The 14266-nt window shown below is 40.2% G+C and carries 13 protein-coding genes and 1 tRNA gene; 5 read left to right on the top strand and 9 right to left on the bottom strand.

Annotation, left to right across the window (positions count from 1 at the left end):
* Positions 1-13 precede the first annotated feature (13 nt).
* The 3 genes from IMZ16_RS02685 to IMZ16_RS02675 all read right to left on the bottom strand — a co-directional run bounded on the left by IMZ16_RS02685 (position 14) and on the right by IMZ16_RS02675 (position 2207).
* On the bottom strand, positions 14-682 hold the full coding sequence (locus tag IMZ16_RS02685) for a porin family protein (RefSeq protein WP_193440381.1): 669 nt from the start codon (positions 680-682) through the stop codon (positions 14-16).
* A gap of 63 nt (positions 683-745) precedes the next feature.
* Positions 746-1627 carry an IS982 family transposase gene (locus tag IMZ16_RS02680; RefSeq protein ID WP_193440380.1) on the bottom strand — a complete coding sequence of 294 codons (882 nt, stop codon included), beginning with the start codon at positions 1625-1627 and terminating at the stop codon, positions 746-748.
* A 142-nt stretch (positions 1628-1769) separates the two neighbouring features.
* A complete protein-coding gene (locus IMZ16_RS02675; protein WP_193440379.1) occupies positions 1770-2207 on the bottom strand; it encodes a type I restriction enzyme HsdR N-terminal domain-containing protein in 438 nt (145 codons plus the stop codon).
* A gap of 3 nt (positions 2208-2210) precedes the next feature.
* Here IMZ16_RS02675 and holA point away from each other — a divergent pair, with 3 nt between their 5' ends.
* The 5 genes from holA (at position 2211) to IMZ16_RS02650 (ending at position 5997) form a co-directional block, all read left to right on the top strand.
* The gene (gene holA, locus IMZ16_RS02670) at positions 2211-3245 is read left to right on the top strand and encodes a DNA polymerase III subunit delta (protein ID WP_193440378.1); all 1035 of its coding nucleotides are present in this window, start codon (positions 2211-2213) and stop codon (positions 3243-3245) included.
* 44 nt (positions 3246-3289) lie between these two features.
* The gene (trxB, locus tag IMZ16_RS02665) at positions 3290-4234 is read left to right on the top strand and encodes a thioredoxin-disulfide reductase (RefSeq protein ID WP_193440377.1); all 945 of its coding nucleotides are present in this window, start codon (positions 3290-3292) and stop codon (positions 4232-4234) included.
* 127 nt (positions 4235-4361) lie between these two features.
* Positions 4362-4727 carry a fluoride efflux transporter CrcB gene (gene crcB, locus IMZ16_RS02660; RefSeq protein ID WP_073180361.1) on the top strand — a complete coding sequence of 122 codons (366 nt, stop codon included), beginning with the start codon at positions 4362-4364 and terminating at the stop codon, positions 4725-4727.
* A gap of 103 nt (positions 4728-4830) precedes the next feature.
* Positions 4831-4915, top strand: a tRNA-Ser gene (locus IMZ16_RS02655).
* Positions 4916-5085: 170 nt separating this feature from the next.
* Positions 5086-5997 carry a glycerophosphodiester phosphodiesterase family protein gene (locus IMZ16_RS02650; protein ID WP_193440376.1) on the top strand — a complete coding sequence of 304 codons (912 nt, stop codon included), beginning with the start codon at positions 5086-5088 and terminating at the stop codon, positions 5995-5997.
* 77 nt (positions 5998-6074) lie between these two features.
* Here IMZ16_RS02650 and IMZ16_RS02645 read toward each other — a convergent pair whose 3' ends face one another.
* The 6 genes from IMZ16_RS02645 to IMZ16_RS02620 form a co-directional block, all read right to left on the bottom strand.
* On the bottom strand, positions 6075-6947 hold the full coding sequence (locus tag IMZ16_RS02645) for a glycerophosphodiester phosphodiesterase family protein (RefSeq protein ID WP_227411547.1): 873 nt from the start codon (positions 6945-6947) through the stop codon (positions 6075-6077).
* 1 nt (position 6948) lies between these two features.
* Positions 6949-7710, bottom strand: coding sequence for an endonuclease/exonuclease/phosphatase family protein (locus tag IMZ16_RS02640; RefSeq protein WP_193440375.1), 762 nt, complete (start codon positions 7708-7710; stop codon positions 6949-6951).
* An 81-nt stretch (positions 7711-7791) separates the two neighbouring features.
* Positions 7792-9303: a SusD/RagB family nutrient-binding outer membrane lipoprotein gene (locus IMZ16_RS02635; protein ID WP_193440374.1), complete on the bottom strand. Its 1512-nt coding sequence runs from the start codon at positions 9301-9303 to the stop codon at positions 7792-7794.
* Positions 9304-9315: 12 nt separating this feature from the next.
* Positions 9316-12555 (bottom strand): SusC/RagA family TonB-linked outer membrane protein, encoded by a 3240-nt coding sequence (locus IMZ16_RS02630; RefSeq protein WP_193440373.1) that lies wholly within the window; start codon positions 12553-12555, stop codon positions 9316-9318.
* Positions 12556-12625: 70 nt separating this feature from the next.
* Positions 12626-13441 (bottom strand): FecR family protein, encoded by an 816-nt coding sequence (locus tag IMZ16_RS02625; RefSeq protein WP_073179307.1) that lies wholly within the window; start codon positions 13439-13441, stop codon positions 12626-12628.
* A 96-nt stretch (positions 13442-13537) separates the two neighbouring features.
* On the bottom strand, positions 13538-14053 hold the full coding sequence (locus IMZ16_RS02620) for an RNA polymerase sigma factor (protein WP_193440372.1): 516 nt from the start codon (positions 14051-14053) through the stop codon (positions 13538-13540).
* Positions 14054-14266 lie beyond the last annotated feature (213 nt).

Here is a 14266-nt window from a genome sequence, read left to right as displayed (position 1 = left end):
AAGTTTTATGGGATTAGAAACCATAATTAACACTCAAACCAAGTTTATAGTTATAAGTGGTTTTATCGTGCGGGGTGTTGTCATACATTTTTGTAAAGCCATGATCGTAGCGGAGCATCAGCTGCCAGTGGTTATCGAACGCGTAGCCTAAGCCGCCCACTACGCCGAAATCAAACTTATTAAACTCATCGTTGTCATTAAAATGGAGATCGATATAATTGATGCCGGTTGTTGGGTCATTAATGCTGTCTCCTGAGACTTTCTGGTTCACGATGAAGCCTACTTTAGGCCCTACGGTTAGAAACCAGCTGGAATTTAAGCCGCTGTTCGCTTTTGCACCGAAATAATATTTCAAAAGAATAGGCAGATTTATGAAATCTGCGAAGAATTTTTGCTTGCCGCCAGGATATTTATTGTATTCACCCTGCATAGAATATTCCACTTGAGGAGCAAAGAACAAACCGCCGCTACGGCTGAGCTCCGAAGTAGATCTCTGGCTGATAGGCGCCTCGAAAAAAACACCTACAGATGGCGCTACACGCGCTTCGGAATCCTGGTGGATGCCGTGGATGTGCGAGCCGTGTACTCCGGCTGTGATACCAAATTGGGAACGCTTTTCAGCATATTGTGAAAATGCAGTTGCACTCGCAGCTAGAGCTGAGAAGATGAATAATTTTTTCATAAATCTATGAGTTTTTAATTTACAGCAAATATAAAAAAATCATTTACAACCCGTAGTGCATTATCACGCGAGATTTATTTTTAGGTTGTTTATATTTCTGCCGAAAAGAAATTTATTCAGATATTGAATAGTTGTTAGTGTTGCAATTTTAGCCAAAATTCTGGTTTTAAAACCTTGAAAAGTTTTGGCATAGTTCCTTCTAATCATAAATTGGTCACAAAGTTGGGAAAATAACGTTTCGATTCTTTTCCGATATTTTTTGAACTGATAAAACTGTGGCTTGTAGTCTTTTTGATTTTTCCTTTTAGGAGTTTCTAATTCTATATTTACCTCATTGAATAAGTCTAACTGGATGGTTTGAGACAAATAGCCTTTGTCCCCAAGCAACACACAGTCAGACATTTGGAGTTTTATATCTTGCAAGTAGTGGATGTCGTGAACGGATGCGGGAGAAATATCAAAACTCTGAAAAACCCCAGAAATGGAACAGACAGCATGTAGTTTATACCCATAGAAATGCAGGTTCTGCGAAGCACAAAATCCTTTGTTGGGATAAGCATAATCTACATCCTTGCAAATCCTGCTTCTGGAGGAACGAGATATTTTACATACTTCCAAGGGCATGCTGTCTACTACAAAGTAATTTTCAGATTCATTCAATTTATCCACCATTTTCATTCTTATTTCTTCGATAAAAGGGAATAGTTTTCGCTTCCTTCTGTTATAAACACTTCTTTCAATTTTTGGTTCAATTTCAAAACCTTTTATTTCTCTAAAAAGTTGATGTTCAGAATCAATGGACTTAAATTCAGCCAAAATAATCAAACCAATCAACTCTATATCAGATAGTTTTGGTTTTATAGGTTTAAAATAAAAATCTTCAGTTTCGGAAATGTCTCTTAAATTATTTAAAATTAAGTTGTAACTTGCCTCAAGGTTGCTCATAATTGTATTTGATTGGTAGTCAATACAATATACTAATTTTTAGTCACTTGAGCAACCTATTTTATAATGCACTACGAGTCATTTACAATATGGTGCTTTTTCTTCAGCAATTTTTTTAGCGCTGATGCATAAATTTATTATATCAAAAAAATGGATTCGGTAAAAATTGATAGCCATTTTCCTTTTTTTCTGCAAAAATGTGGGATTGGCCATTGCTGAGGACAATCATCCGGCAGCCGATTTCAGAGTTGTAGCGTGCCGTTTGGTCAAGGGTCTTCTCAGATAGCCTTATGTGCGGAGCTTTGCACTCGATTAGAATTACAGGTTTGGCCTTTTCTGTGAGGATGATATCGCTTCTTTTCGTCAAGGTATTGATTGTCAGTTTTTTTTCTATTAAAAACGCCGATGTTGCATAGCCCCTGCCGGTAATGAAGTACTGAATCCAATGCTGGCGCACCCATTCCTCAGGCGTAAGCAGCAGCCAGATCTTTCGGCACACATCATAAATAAAAAATTTATCTTTGTACTTACGGATTTTAAAATCATAAGTATCCGGAAAATTTAGCCTTGGGATTTCCAAACAATGAAGGATTTAGAAATACTGCTCAAAAATATTAAAAATAAAAAACTTCTGCCGCTGTATTTTCTGCACGGCGAAGAGCCTTTTTTCATCGACCAAGTTACCGATGCTTTGGAGCAAATTTTGCCGGAAGAAGAGCGCGATTTCGGGCTGACGGTTGTGTACGGAAAAGACACGAACATTGCGGAAATTGTGGCACAGGCACAGCAATTCCCGATGTTTGGCGATACGAATATGATTATCGTGAAGGAAGCCCAGGATTTGAAATTCAGCGATGAGGAAAAAAAGATTCTCGAGAATTTCGCGCAAAACCCTGTGCCCACCAGCGTTCTCGCTTTCGCTCACAAACACAAAAAATTGGCCGGAAATACGAGGCTTGCCAAAGTTTTAAAATCGGCAGGATTTCTGTTCGAAAGCCCTGCAGTAAAGGATTATCAAGTACCGCAATGGATTAGCGAGGAAGCGGCACGGCTGCAAATCAAGATGGCGCCGAATATTTCGCTAATGCTCGCCGAATATCTGGGCAGCGATTTATCAAGAATTTCCAACGAACTTTCTAAGGTGAAAATGCTGATGAAGGATGGCGAAATTCTGGATGCTAAAATGGTGGAAAAGCACATCGGAATCAGCAAGGAATTCAATGTGTTTGAACTGCAGAAAGCGCTTGGACAAAGGGATTCAGCAAGGGCGATGAAAATTGCGCACTACATTGCGAAGAACCCGAAAAGCAGTCCGTTTCCGATGATGCTGGGCAATCTGTACAACTTTTTTTCCAACATCATCATTTACCAAACGAGGAAGGGCGTGGATTCTAAAACCGTGGCTGCAGAAATGGGCGTAAATCCTTATTTCGTAAAAGATTTTGCGCAAGCCGCCAATTTTTATCCGTTCAAATTGGCAACGCGGGTGATTTCCATTTTGCGGGAATATGACTTGAAAAGCAAAGGCTTGGGCGTACAGCAAACGCCGCACGAAGAACTTCTGGTGGAAATGGTTTACAAAATTTTGAATGTGGACAAAGTGAAGGTTGCTGTATGACCAAATTAAATAATCGACAATAATTAAACGAAATTTTTGAGAATATGGAAATTAGCGATAATATTTTAAACTGTGTGATTGTAGGTTCCGGGCCTGCAGGTTTTACGGCGGCAATCTACGCTGCAAGAGCCGATTTGAAGCCGGAACTTTACACAGGTTTAGAGCCTGGCGGCCAACTGACCACAACAAGCGATGTGGAGAACTTCCCGGGCTACCCTGATGGAATTACCGGGCCACAGATGATGCTGGATTTGCAGAAACAGGCGGAAAGATTTGACACGAAAATTCATTACGAGCTCATCACCAAAGTGGAATTTTCGAAAGATGGTGGCGTGCATAAACTTTATGCCGGCACGAAGGAAATTCTGGCAAAAACGGTGATAATTGCAACCGGCGCTACGGCGAAATATCTTGGGCTAGAGGACGAGAAAAAATATTCTGGCGGCGGTGTTTCGGCGTGTGCAACCTGCGATGGATTTTTCTACAAAGGCCGTGAGGTGATAGTGGTGGGTGCCGGTGATACGGCGGCTGAAGAGGCCACCTACCTGGCAAACCTTGCGTCGAAAGTTACGATGCTTGTGCGCAGGGATGAGTTTCGCGCGTCCAAATTTATGGCGAATAAAGTGATGAGCACGCCGAACATCGAAGTGAAATTTAACCACGAGCTGATTGGCATTGAAGGTGAGAATAATCTTGTGGAAAGGGCGTTGATTATCAATAACTTAACGCAGGAAATTTCCACGCAGAATGTGGACGGAATTTTTATTGCGATAGGCCACAAACCGAATACGGAAGTTTTTGCAGGGCAGATAAATCTGGATGAAAACGGCTACATCCTTACAAATCCTGGCACTACGGTTACTAATGTTCCGGGCGTTTTTGCGGCAGGAGATGTTCAGGATCAGCATTACCGGCAGGCAATAACGGCGGCTGGCACAGGCTGTATGGCAGCCATGGATGCGGAAAAATATCTGGCAGAATTGCAGTAGGAGTGAAGGACTAATTATGGTGAATGGTAAATTTTTAATTTACAATTTAAAACTTTAACCTCTAAACATCAGAGAGTGTCATCTTGGGCCTGCCGAAGGGTTTATCTCGGAAGAACTTGAGCTAAAATTGAAACAAATTCTCTACATATTTCTTGGTGGCGGACTGGGGAGCGTCCTGCGCTTCCTCATTTCAAAACATACCCAGAAACTGTGGAATATCAGCAGTTTTCCGGTGGGCACTTTTGTAGTGAATATAATTGGTTGTTTCCTCATCGGATTATTCTCTGCGTATTTTTTTAAAACTGACAGCCAGCTGAAGTTCTTTATGATTGCAGGTTTTTGTGGCGGCTTTACCACATTTTCTACTTTTTCTGCAGAAAATTATTCATTATGGCAAAGCGGCAACAGCTTTGTGCTTGTTGCCTATGTACTTTTGAGTGTATTCGTGGGGCTCGCAGCTGTTTTTGTGGGTTCCCATTTAATGAAAAGCTAATTTTTTATCCTGAAAACAAAGGCTTTAAAAGAATTTTGCTAAAATAATTTGCTCAAAATACAAAAGCACCTTATATTTGCACCACCAAAAACCGGAAGGTTTTGGAGAGATGGCAGAGTGGTCGATTGCGGCGGTCTTGAAAACCGTTGAGGGTAACACCTCCGGGGGTTCGAATCCCTCTCTCTCCGCCGATATTCCTGTAAGTCATTGATTTACAGGTTTTTTTTATTTTCAGGTGCTAATATAGGTGCTAATTAATATTTTGGATATTTTCTGTTTCCCAATTGAATCTGGTTCATTTTTCTTAAATTTACGACGGGTAGCCCGTACATTTAGTTTTATTAAATTCTTAAAATTTATGAAAATAAGCAAGATTTTTCTGTTCTTTTTTCTGTTAGCTTTTTTTAGTTTGAAGTCGCAATCCGTTGATATTCGGGATAACGACGATTATGTGTTTGTAACTGCACACAGAGGTGATTGGATTTTTGCGCCGGAAAATTCGCTAAAGGCGCTTGAAAATGCCATCACTTTGGGAGTGGATATTATGGAAACAGATGTGTGGCTTACCAAAGACGATCAGCTGGTTATTATGCACGACAAAACACTGGACAGAACTACCAATGGCACTGGTAAGATAGCGGAAAAAACTCTAGCTGAAATAAAAACGCTTAGATTAAAAAACGGACAAGGCATATTGACTAATGAAACAGTACCAACACTGGAAGAATATATTCTGGCGGCAAAAGGTAGAATTTATCTATATCTCGACAAAGCCGGGCAGGCAAATTCTGATAAAACAGTAGAATATAAACTTCAGGCGATACTTGCACTTTTGAAGAAACATCAGGCGCTGGGCCAGGCGATATTTGTATTGGATATGCCTTACAGCAAAGCATACAATATTTTTGGTGAAGATTTGAAAAAGATTATTTATTGTCCTGTAGTGGAAGATGGCATAAAAGATTTGGACAATTATATAAGTGAATACCGAAAAAAACTGAAACCGTTAATGTATCAGTTCAGAATCAAAACATTAGAGGATAAATCTTATTCCTACATTCCAAAGCTTAAGGCAGATGGAACCAAGCTGTTTGTCGCTGCTACCTGGGCTCACCATACTGCTGGGCACGATGACTTCATAAGTATAGAAAAGGGTGGTGCCTACGGCTGGCAATGGTTGATAAATCAGGGCTTTACTGTGATTGAAACTAACTATCCACATAATCTGATTAATTACTTAAAGACCACGGGAAGAAGAGCAAGACATTAGGAACAAAAGTAAAAAAAGCCCCAAAAAGCATTAGCTTTAAAGGGCTTTCCGAAATATATAAAGAAAATGATGAATGCTTAATATTTTTTATTCCTTGCTTTCAGAAATTTTATCAGTTCCAAAGGTCTGTCCGTTTGAATTATATTAATTTTATTTTTAAGAAACCAATCGTAAACATTCAGGTTTGCGAGAGCCAAATCATCATTATGTCCTGCATTATGGTGCGGCCAAAGTGAATTTACCCAAACTTTTACACCCCTTTTCCTTAGTTTGCCAAAGTCGATTAGATTTTCTTCAGTTTCACCTACGGTGAATTCAAAGCCGTAGACTTTATAATTTGAGAGGTACTCATCTATTTTCCCCCAGCCTTCTTTTATTTCCAGTCTTATTATTGGCATAAAATGGATTTCGTTCTTTAGATGGCCGTATTTTCTATCAAAATCTTTGTAAGTCTCTGTGCCTTTAATTAAAACTTCATCCAGCATTTTCCTCTTTTTCAATATGGGATATACCAAATCAATGTAGTCAAAAGCCTTATCAAGATTAACAAGCACCTTGCCCTGAGTCTCATCAAGTGCCTCTTCCAAAGTTGGCACTTTCATTTGCGTTTTCACGCCAAGGCCATCTCTCAGATAGAATTCTTTGATTTCGGCGAGCGTATAATCAGACGGCTTACCTTTTCCAGTTGTAGTTCGGTCGATAGTCTTGTCGTGCAACAAAATTAAGACGGAGTCTTTTGTCAATGCTAAATCGATTTCCACCATATCAACACCTTTTTCAATAGCTTTTCTAATAGCCCAAATGGAATTTTCAGGTGCGTTTCTCCAGTCAGCTCTGTGGCTTACCACCATCACTTTATCGTCCGGAAATTTGGACAGCGAAATTGGTTTCTGAGCGTAAACCTGGAAGATTAAAATGTGAAGTACTAGAAGAAAAAATTTTTTAAACATTTTACTTGATTTTTAGATTAACTAATAAAGGCAAATGATCCGAAATTTTAGTATGTAGTCTCTGTTCGGCATAGGCTGCAAATTTTGCAACTTCCAATTTATCATTCACAAATATGTAATCAATGATGTTATTGTCTTTTACTGGCCATTCGAAAGGTGTTCCTGTATAATTGGGCGCATATACCTTCTTTGAAATTTTTCTTGAGTCAATCAATGCTGAAGTTATGTAATTGTAAGTCGGCGAATCCGGCTTAGTATTGAAATCTCCGCAAAGTACCACAGGCTGCCCTTTTGCTATATTTTTGATTTTATCCAAGATAACTTGCGAAGCATTCCTCCTAGCATTTTCACCAACATGGGACAGATGAGTGTTAAAGAGATAGAATGTTTTTCCGCTATTGCTGTGCTGAAATTTCCCCCAAGTGCAGATTCTGTTATAAATCGCATCCCAGCCCTTGCTCGGCTTTTCGGGCGTTTCAGAAAGCCAGAATGTTCCGCTGTCCAGCAATTTCAGATTTTCCTTTTTGTAGAAGATTGACACCGCTTCATATTCTCCATTTGGTTTGCCCGTATCGCTCGGCATATGGATGGAAGAGTATCCCGGCATTAAAGATTGCAGCTCGGGATACATATCATCCATTACTTCCTGAAAACCTACAATATCGGTGTCTTGAAAATCTACGAAATCAGCTATCCATTGCTTTCTAAACTTCCATCCGTTGATTCCGTCGTGGTTGTTGCTGTATCGAATATTAAAACTCATCACAGTCAACTCCTGCGCAAAGCAAGAAGCTGAGAAAAATATGAAGATTAATATTACAAAAGTAACTCTTCTCACAATCTGTTATTTTACATCCCACCACAGTCTTGTGGCACCGGAATCCTTTCCATTAAGCGCGTTGATGCCCGTCTTCACACCATCTGGATTCAAGGTGTACTCAGTGCCTGGGAATTGTAGTCTCTTGATTTTTGATGTTGTTGGAATATCCGCGTTGTCAGAATTGATGACATCATAAATCTTAGGGTAATCGCTTTTTCTCAGACTGCTCCAGGCTTCCCAGCCATTCGGGAACAAGGCAAGCCATTTTTGCATTGCTACCTGATGTTTCTGCTCCTCAAGATCATTTGAAAACTTCACTGGTACAGATGACACTGCCGGACTATTAAACTGGTCGTTCAGTGCTTTCGGAGTGGCGGTGGAATTTACATAGGTATTTGCTGCTGCACCAGTAATTCCCCATTGCTGTAGGGATTTCTTTATGCCTTCTTCGTAGAGGTCTTTGGCGGTGCCGTTCATATTCCAGCCAAGCAGTGCACCTTCGGCTCTTAGGAAATAAGCCTCAGCTGCAGGCATTACGATAAATTTCTGCAATTTACCCGGCTCACCGTAGAAAAATGTGCCGATTCTTGAGACGCTGTTTTTGTTGTACTTATTCATCTGAGTGTTATTAACACCGTTGCGTACGCCATGGTATTCGCCATTTTGTGCAGGCTGAAAATATATTGGAAGCCTTGGGTCATTGTACCCAACTAACACACTCTCCATTGTTGCACTCATACGGTACTCATCCCATTGCGATGTCCAACCAATCGGGTTATTAGAGCTTGCCGTAGCTTTAAACCAAGCTTCATCGGCCACATCCGTAAACACGCCATCTGCAACAGCCTGTTCAGCAAATTTCCGTGCTTCGGCAGGACTCACATCGGATATGCGCATTGCCAGTCTCAGCTTTAATGTATTGGCATATTTTAGCCATTTTTTCACATTTCCCGAATAGATTTGATCGTTTGCACCAAATACAGTAGCCTGACTGGAATTTTTCAAAATAACGATGGCTTCATCGAGCTCCTTAAAAAACTGTGAATAAATATCCTTCTGACTGTCGTATTCGAAAGATTTTCCAGGTGTGCCTATGGAAGAGTATGGAATTGGCCCGAAGTAATCCGTCATTCTGTGAAACATCGTAACTTTCCAAACTAAAGCTAAAGCGTATTCTTCACTCAGTTCCAGCTCTTTCGATTTATTCAAAACCTCGTAAATCTGCGGAGCACCTTTCTGATAGAAAAAATTCCAGGTGTTATTAAGCCAACCTCCAGGCATGGTATAGCGGTCTGATGCAAAGCTTTGAGAAAAGTTCGCAAAATACTGACTGTAGAAATCGCCAAACAAACTTTGCGAAGTTTGATATCTAAATCGGTTCAGTATCAGTCCATTAAACTGAGAGGAAGCATACAGCTGCCCAACTGTAGATTTATCTACAATAGTAATTTTCGTTTCGTCCCTGTTGATTTCATCAAAATCACCGGTGCAGCTTATTACGGATAAAATAATTGCGGTAGAAAGTATTTTTTTCATGTTTTCAAATTTTTAGAATGTTACATTAAGATTAACACCATAGCTTCTGGTATTCGGCAGCGCGAAGGATTCAATACCCTGCGCGTTACCGGTGCTTGGTGCAAGTTCCGGATCAAAATTCTTAGCCTTGTTCTGGAAGAAGAATAAATTTCGGCCGCTCAGCGAGAGTTTAAGGTTCTGAACAGGAGTCCCCTCAAACATCCTCTTCGGGAAATCATAACCGAGGCTGATCTCTCGCATCCTGATTGTAGATGCATCGGAAACAAACGCCTCTCCCACCGGGTTGCTTCTTCCCCCGATGTTTGTCCAGTATTGTTCTGCCGTAATTTTTGTCTCGTTCGGGCTGCCATTCGCTGTCACGCCACCTATAACGAAGCCATCCCTTCCGTTCAGGGTTTCCTCTGTTACACCGGCATAATTTAGCATTGCATTAGTAAATGATACCACCGTTCCGCCTTGTTTGAAATCAACCAAGAAGTACAGATTAATGTTTTTAAAGCTGAGGTTGGAACTTAGGCCACCTGTCCATTTTGGATTGAAATTACCTGCATAAACATTCTTTGAAGATGTAAGTTTCGGAAGACCGTTGTTCAGTACGATAATGTTACCGTTGGCGTCTCTTTCAAAACCTCTTACATATAACTCACCGAAAGGTTTGCCTACCATCAGAACATTATCTACAAGATAGTCTGATGCTATGGTATATTTATTCAGGTTTTCAGAAATTTCAATGACCTTGCTTTTGTTTTTATTGAAATTAAAACTGATATCCCATTTAAAATCGGAAGTCTTTACAGGCACTACATTGAGCGCAACATCCACACCTTTATTCTCAACCTCGCCGGCATTGATATATTCCGATGAGTAAAGTGATGCCGCAGGAAGATTCACCAATAGCAGCTGATTCCGGCTTTTAGAATTGTAGTAGCTGGCATCCAAGCTCAGTCTTCTGCGGAAGAAGGATGTTTCGATACCTACTTCAACCGAGTTTGTTTTTTCGGGCTTCAGATTTTCGATAGGCTTAATGTTATCAATAGTTACATAACCGTTATTACCGCCTGCAGCAAAGGTGTAGGTTTGATTAATCAGGTATGGTTTGGCATCATTCCCTACTGTAGCCCAGTTGGCACGCAGTTTTAAAATATCAACTATTCCAGATTCCATTGAAAACAATTTATCCAGTAGAACTGAACCACCGACAGACGGATACAAGTACGACCTTTCAGATGTCGGCATTGTAGAAGACCAGTCGTTTCGCAGCGTTCCGTTCAGGAAAAGGTAATTGAAGATTTCAAAATCTGCCATGGCATACAAAGACTGAATTTCCCTTTTGAATGGTGTATTATTCACCTGATAGAGGAAACTTGCATTGGCGTGATTGAAGAAATTTTCTTTCAGCAGGGAAGTGTTATTGAAGGATTTTAAAGAATTATCCTGCTGAAGGAGATTTCCTCCTATATTCAAGGTGTATTTGAACGCATCAAAACCGTTATTATAGGTAAGCAGGAAATCGTAGTTGGTTTCTAATTTTTCGTAATCTGAAGTGATGTAATTTCCGTTTGTCGCTCTTATGTAGGTATCATTGTTAAGGGAAGTTTCGGATGATGTAAAGGACTTATCCAGTGCCGAGCGGAGCATCAAATTCAGATTATCCAAAATTTTATAATTGATCTTTGCATAGCCGTATAGTCGGTTTTGTTTTTCGGTTACATTTACATTGTGTATCACCCAATAAGGATTTTGGCCGAGGTTTCCTCCGCCACCGCCACCAGGCGTCCAGTAATGCTGCCTGATAAAGCCGTCTGGCGTAGTATATTGATAATCTTTAGCTTGAGAAAGAGGAATGTTACGCGGAATTCGGCTGATCTGCCTCCAAGCATTGAATGTGGATTCTCCTGTGAAAGGCTTGTGCTGAATGTCACTCATTACCCCTGATAATTTTACATCCGCATTAATTTTCGGGCTGATTTTGAATTCTGTTTTAAGATTTACAAAGTGGCGCTTCATATTATTTTGCTCCACGATGCCTCTTACATCCTCGTTTTTATAGGAGAAATACCCGTTTACTTTATCGCCTACCAGGTTAGCCGCTACAAAATTTGAAAAACTTACACCCGTTTTAAAAAAGTCTTTCACATTATTTGGCTGCGGCAGATACTGATAAGTTTTTTCCCCGGTATAGTTTGGGTTGTTCGACCAGGCATCCACTAGCTGGCCGTCCATTACAGGCCCCCAGCTAGATATAGCATTTTTATCATACTTTCCTCCATAGCCCTGCCCGTAAATATTTTGGAATTTTGTAAGAATTACAGGGAAATTCCAGGTGGTAGAATTCGAATAAGAAACGCCGAGGCCTTTTCTTCCCTTTCCTTTTTTAGTTGTAATGACAATCACACCGTTTGCCGCCCTGCTACCGTAAAGCGCGGCTGCATTGGCACCTTTCAGTACATTTACGGATTCTATATCATCAGGGTTAATTGTGGAAATACCGTCTGCGAAAGCATTCTGTCCATTTACTCTGTTGGTAGCTACCTCATTACCGTCTTCCAAAAGATTTACAGAAGAATTGCTGATCGCAACGCCGTCCACCACGATGAGCGGCTGGTTGTTTCCAGAAATAGAGCGGTTACCCCTGATCAAAATTCTCGCATTGCTGCCCACTCCTGCAGATCCTTCCGTAATCTGAAGACCTGCCACCTTTCCCGATAAAGATTTGGCGATATTATCCTGCTTTACTCTGGTAAAATCCTCTTCCTTCAGGTTCTGAGTGGAATATGCTAGCGTTTTTTTCTCCTTGGAGATACCGAGAGCTGTGATTACAACTTCTTCCAGCGCACGCTCTTTACCGCTTTGTTTTACAGTATCCTGTGCAGAAGCATTTCTGTTTGCAGTTCTCGCTTCGCTTTCAAGCTGAGAAAATGCAACAGGCTCACCCTGCCTTGCAGCAGACCTTTTTACGATGATTGTATTGTTTCTATTTTCAAACTGCAGTGGATAATTTCCCTCTAAAAACTCCAATGTTTCCTGCACTGCACGGTAGTTGATTTTGTTTTCATCTACTTTTAAATCAGCGACATCAGATTTTGAGTAGAAGAATTTTAAATTGTTTGCCTTGCCTAGCTTCTCGATGACTGTTCCAACGGGAACTAACTGGCCTGATTGCTGATAGGTGGTTGTCTGTGCTTTTGCCAACTGAACTTGCGGCACAGAAAGAATTCCCAACATGCAGATACTGATGATGGTTTTTTTCATATTTTTACAAAAATTTAATTATTTCACATGGTTAAGTTTTCATTTCCGGCAACCCCCATTGCCGGATTTTTTATTTCATTTCAATCGTTCTGTTTTTTTCATTTAAACGCACTTGCAGGTTGTAAGGATAAGATATAACCTCTAAAATCTCTTCCAGATTTCCTGCTATTTTCCCCGAAACCATCTGGTTTTTCAAATTTTTCGGATAGTTAATTTTCATCCCATATATTCTCTCCAGATCCGCTATGACTTTTCCAAAAGTCTCATCTTCATAATCGAACGATACTTCATAGTCCTTTGAGAAAAACTGTTTCACCTCTCCATTCGTCCTTTCCCATATTTCTTTCGGCTGCAGTTTCCAGGTTTTGTTTTCTGATAAAATTTCAACCAAACCTTTCTTCAGATTTACCTCTTCACGATTGCCATCGCTTATAAGTAAAAACTGCGTACCCAAAACTTTTACCTCAAAACCTTTAGCAGCTATCACAAACGGATGTGCTGCATCTTCCGTGATTTTGAAATCTCCACTTCCGAAGAACTCTGCTGCCCGAGTTTTTCGGCTGAATTGCTTGTGAAGTACCAGCTTGCTGTGCGGCAGCAACAGGACTGTAGAGCCATCCTTCAAATTTAGGCTCAGCTGCTTTTCTCCACTTTCAAAGACCATCTGCTCTTTAAACTGATCGGCAAAAGAATTTCTTAAAAAAAATCCCAAACCGAAAAGTAGCGCGGCAGCAGCTGCAATGCCAGCATATTTCCTTCTCCGGCGGAAACTCTGAATCCGTTGGAAAATTCTTCCCCAAACTCTTGCCACAGTAATCTCATCTAAATGATGATTTTCTCCAGCTTCTTTCCAAACCTTTTCAGCTTCCGTTTGTTTATTTGACATTGCATTCTATTTTTAATTACGGCGGATCGTTAGAATCGTCCACCCCAAAATTTAATTGTTAATGATTTGTTAATATTGCTTGTGAATTATAGTAAATCACCTAGAAAAAACTGTCTGTATTGCGATAACGATAGATGCGAAATTTTCACGGATAAACTTCAGCGCTCTATTGATGTGTTTCTCCACGGCACTTTTGGAAATATTGTATTCTTTTGCTATGGATGCATAACTTCGCCTCTCGAGCTTGTTTTTTAAGAAAATCTCGCGGGTTTTTAAGGGCAATTTATCAATAAGATGAGTAACCTTGTTGAATTGTTCCCTCTGCAATTCCTCATCGAAAACATCAGATTCTTCGGCAATCTCTTCAAAAATCCCCTTAGGCACAGCACTTATCTTGTTCTTGCGGTAGAAATTGGCAATTTCCTGTTTGGCGGTTTTGAATACAATTTGATCCAAAAGTTCTCCCCGAGATTTGAAGCTTTGGTATTTCCATATGTGCACGAAAACCTCTTGCACTACATCCTCGATATCCTGACCATCAGAAATATACCGACTTACGAAATGGTAAACTTTACCGACATATACATCATAAAACTCTCTAAAATCTTGCATCGCTTGTGCCTATATATTTTAGCATTCTCCCGTATTCATTAGAATTAATAAGAAATAAAGGTTATCACGGTCGAAATTTATATAATTTAAATGTTTATAGTTTTCCCTCTACGGCATAAGTCCTGTTCAAATTTACGTAAATATTTCTGGAAATTTTCCCTGACAGCCATATACATTGAGCACTATTCGTAAGTCGTTTCTAAAATAAACTAT

Origin of the sequence: Cruoricaptor ignavus, assembly GCF_014961145.1 — a bacterium.
GTDB classification, from domain to species: Bacteria; Bacteroidota; Bacteroidia; order Flavobacteriales; family Weeksellaceae; genus Cruoricaptor; species Cruoricaptor ignavus.
Note: the sequence above shows the minus strand (reverse complement) of the source record. Positions and strands in the feature narration are given on the sequence as shown.

Excerpts from the sequence above, each read along its gene's own strand:
- IMZ16_RS02630 (WP_193440373.1), bottom strand. The coding sequence starts at position 12,555 with ATGAAAAAAACCATCATCAGTATCTGCATGTTGGGAATTCTTTCTGTG.
- IMZ16_RS02640 (WP_193440375.1), bottom strand. The coding sequence starts at position 7,710 with ATGAGTTTTAATATTCGATACAGCAACAACCACGACGGAATCAACGGA.
- holA (WP_193440378.1), top strand. The coding sequence starts at position 2,211 with ATGAAGGATTTAGAAATACTGCTCAAAAATATTAAAAATAAAAAACTT.
- IMZ16_RS02620 (WP_193440372.1), bottom strand. The coding sequence starts at position 14,053 with ATGCAAGATTTTAGAGAGTTTTATGATGTATATGTCGGTAAAGTTTAC.
- IMZ16_RS02645 (WP_227411547.1), bottom strand. The coding sequence starts at position 6,947 with ATGTTTAAAAAATTTTTTCTTCTAGTACTTCACATTTTAATCTTCCAG.
- IMZ16_RS02625 (WP_073179307.1), bottom strand. The coding sequence starts at position 13,441 with ATGTCAAATAAACAAACGGAAGCTGAAAAGGTTTGGAAAGAAGCTGGA.
- IMZ16_RS02680 (WP_193440380.1), bottom strand. The coding sequence starts at position 1,627 with ATGAGCAACCTTGAGGCAAGTTACAACTTAATTTTAAATAATTTAAGA.
- trxB (WP_193440377.1), top strand. The coding sequence starts at position 3,290 with ATGGAAATTAGCGATAATATTTTAAACTGTGTGATTGTAGGTTCCGGG.
- IMZ16_RS02635 (WP_193440374.1), bottom strand. The coding sequence starts at position 9,303 with ATGAAAAAAATACTTTCTACCGCAATTATTTTATCCGTAATAAGCTGC.
- IMZ16_RS02650 (WP_193440376.1), top strand. The coding sequence starts at position 5,086 with ATGAAAATAAGCAAGATTTTTCTGTTCTTTTTTCTGTTAGCTTTTTTT.
- IMZ16_RS02685 (WP_193440381.1), bottom strand. The coding sequence starts at position 682 with ATGAAAAAATTATTCATCTTCTCAGCTCTAGCTGCGAGTGCAACTGCA.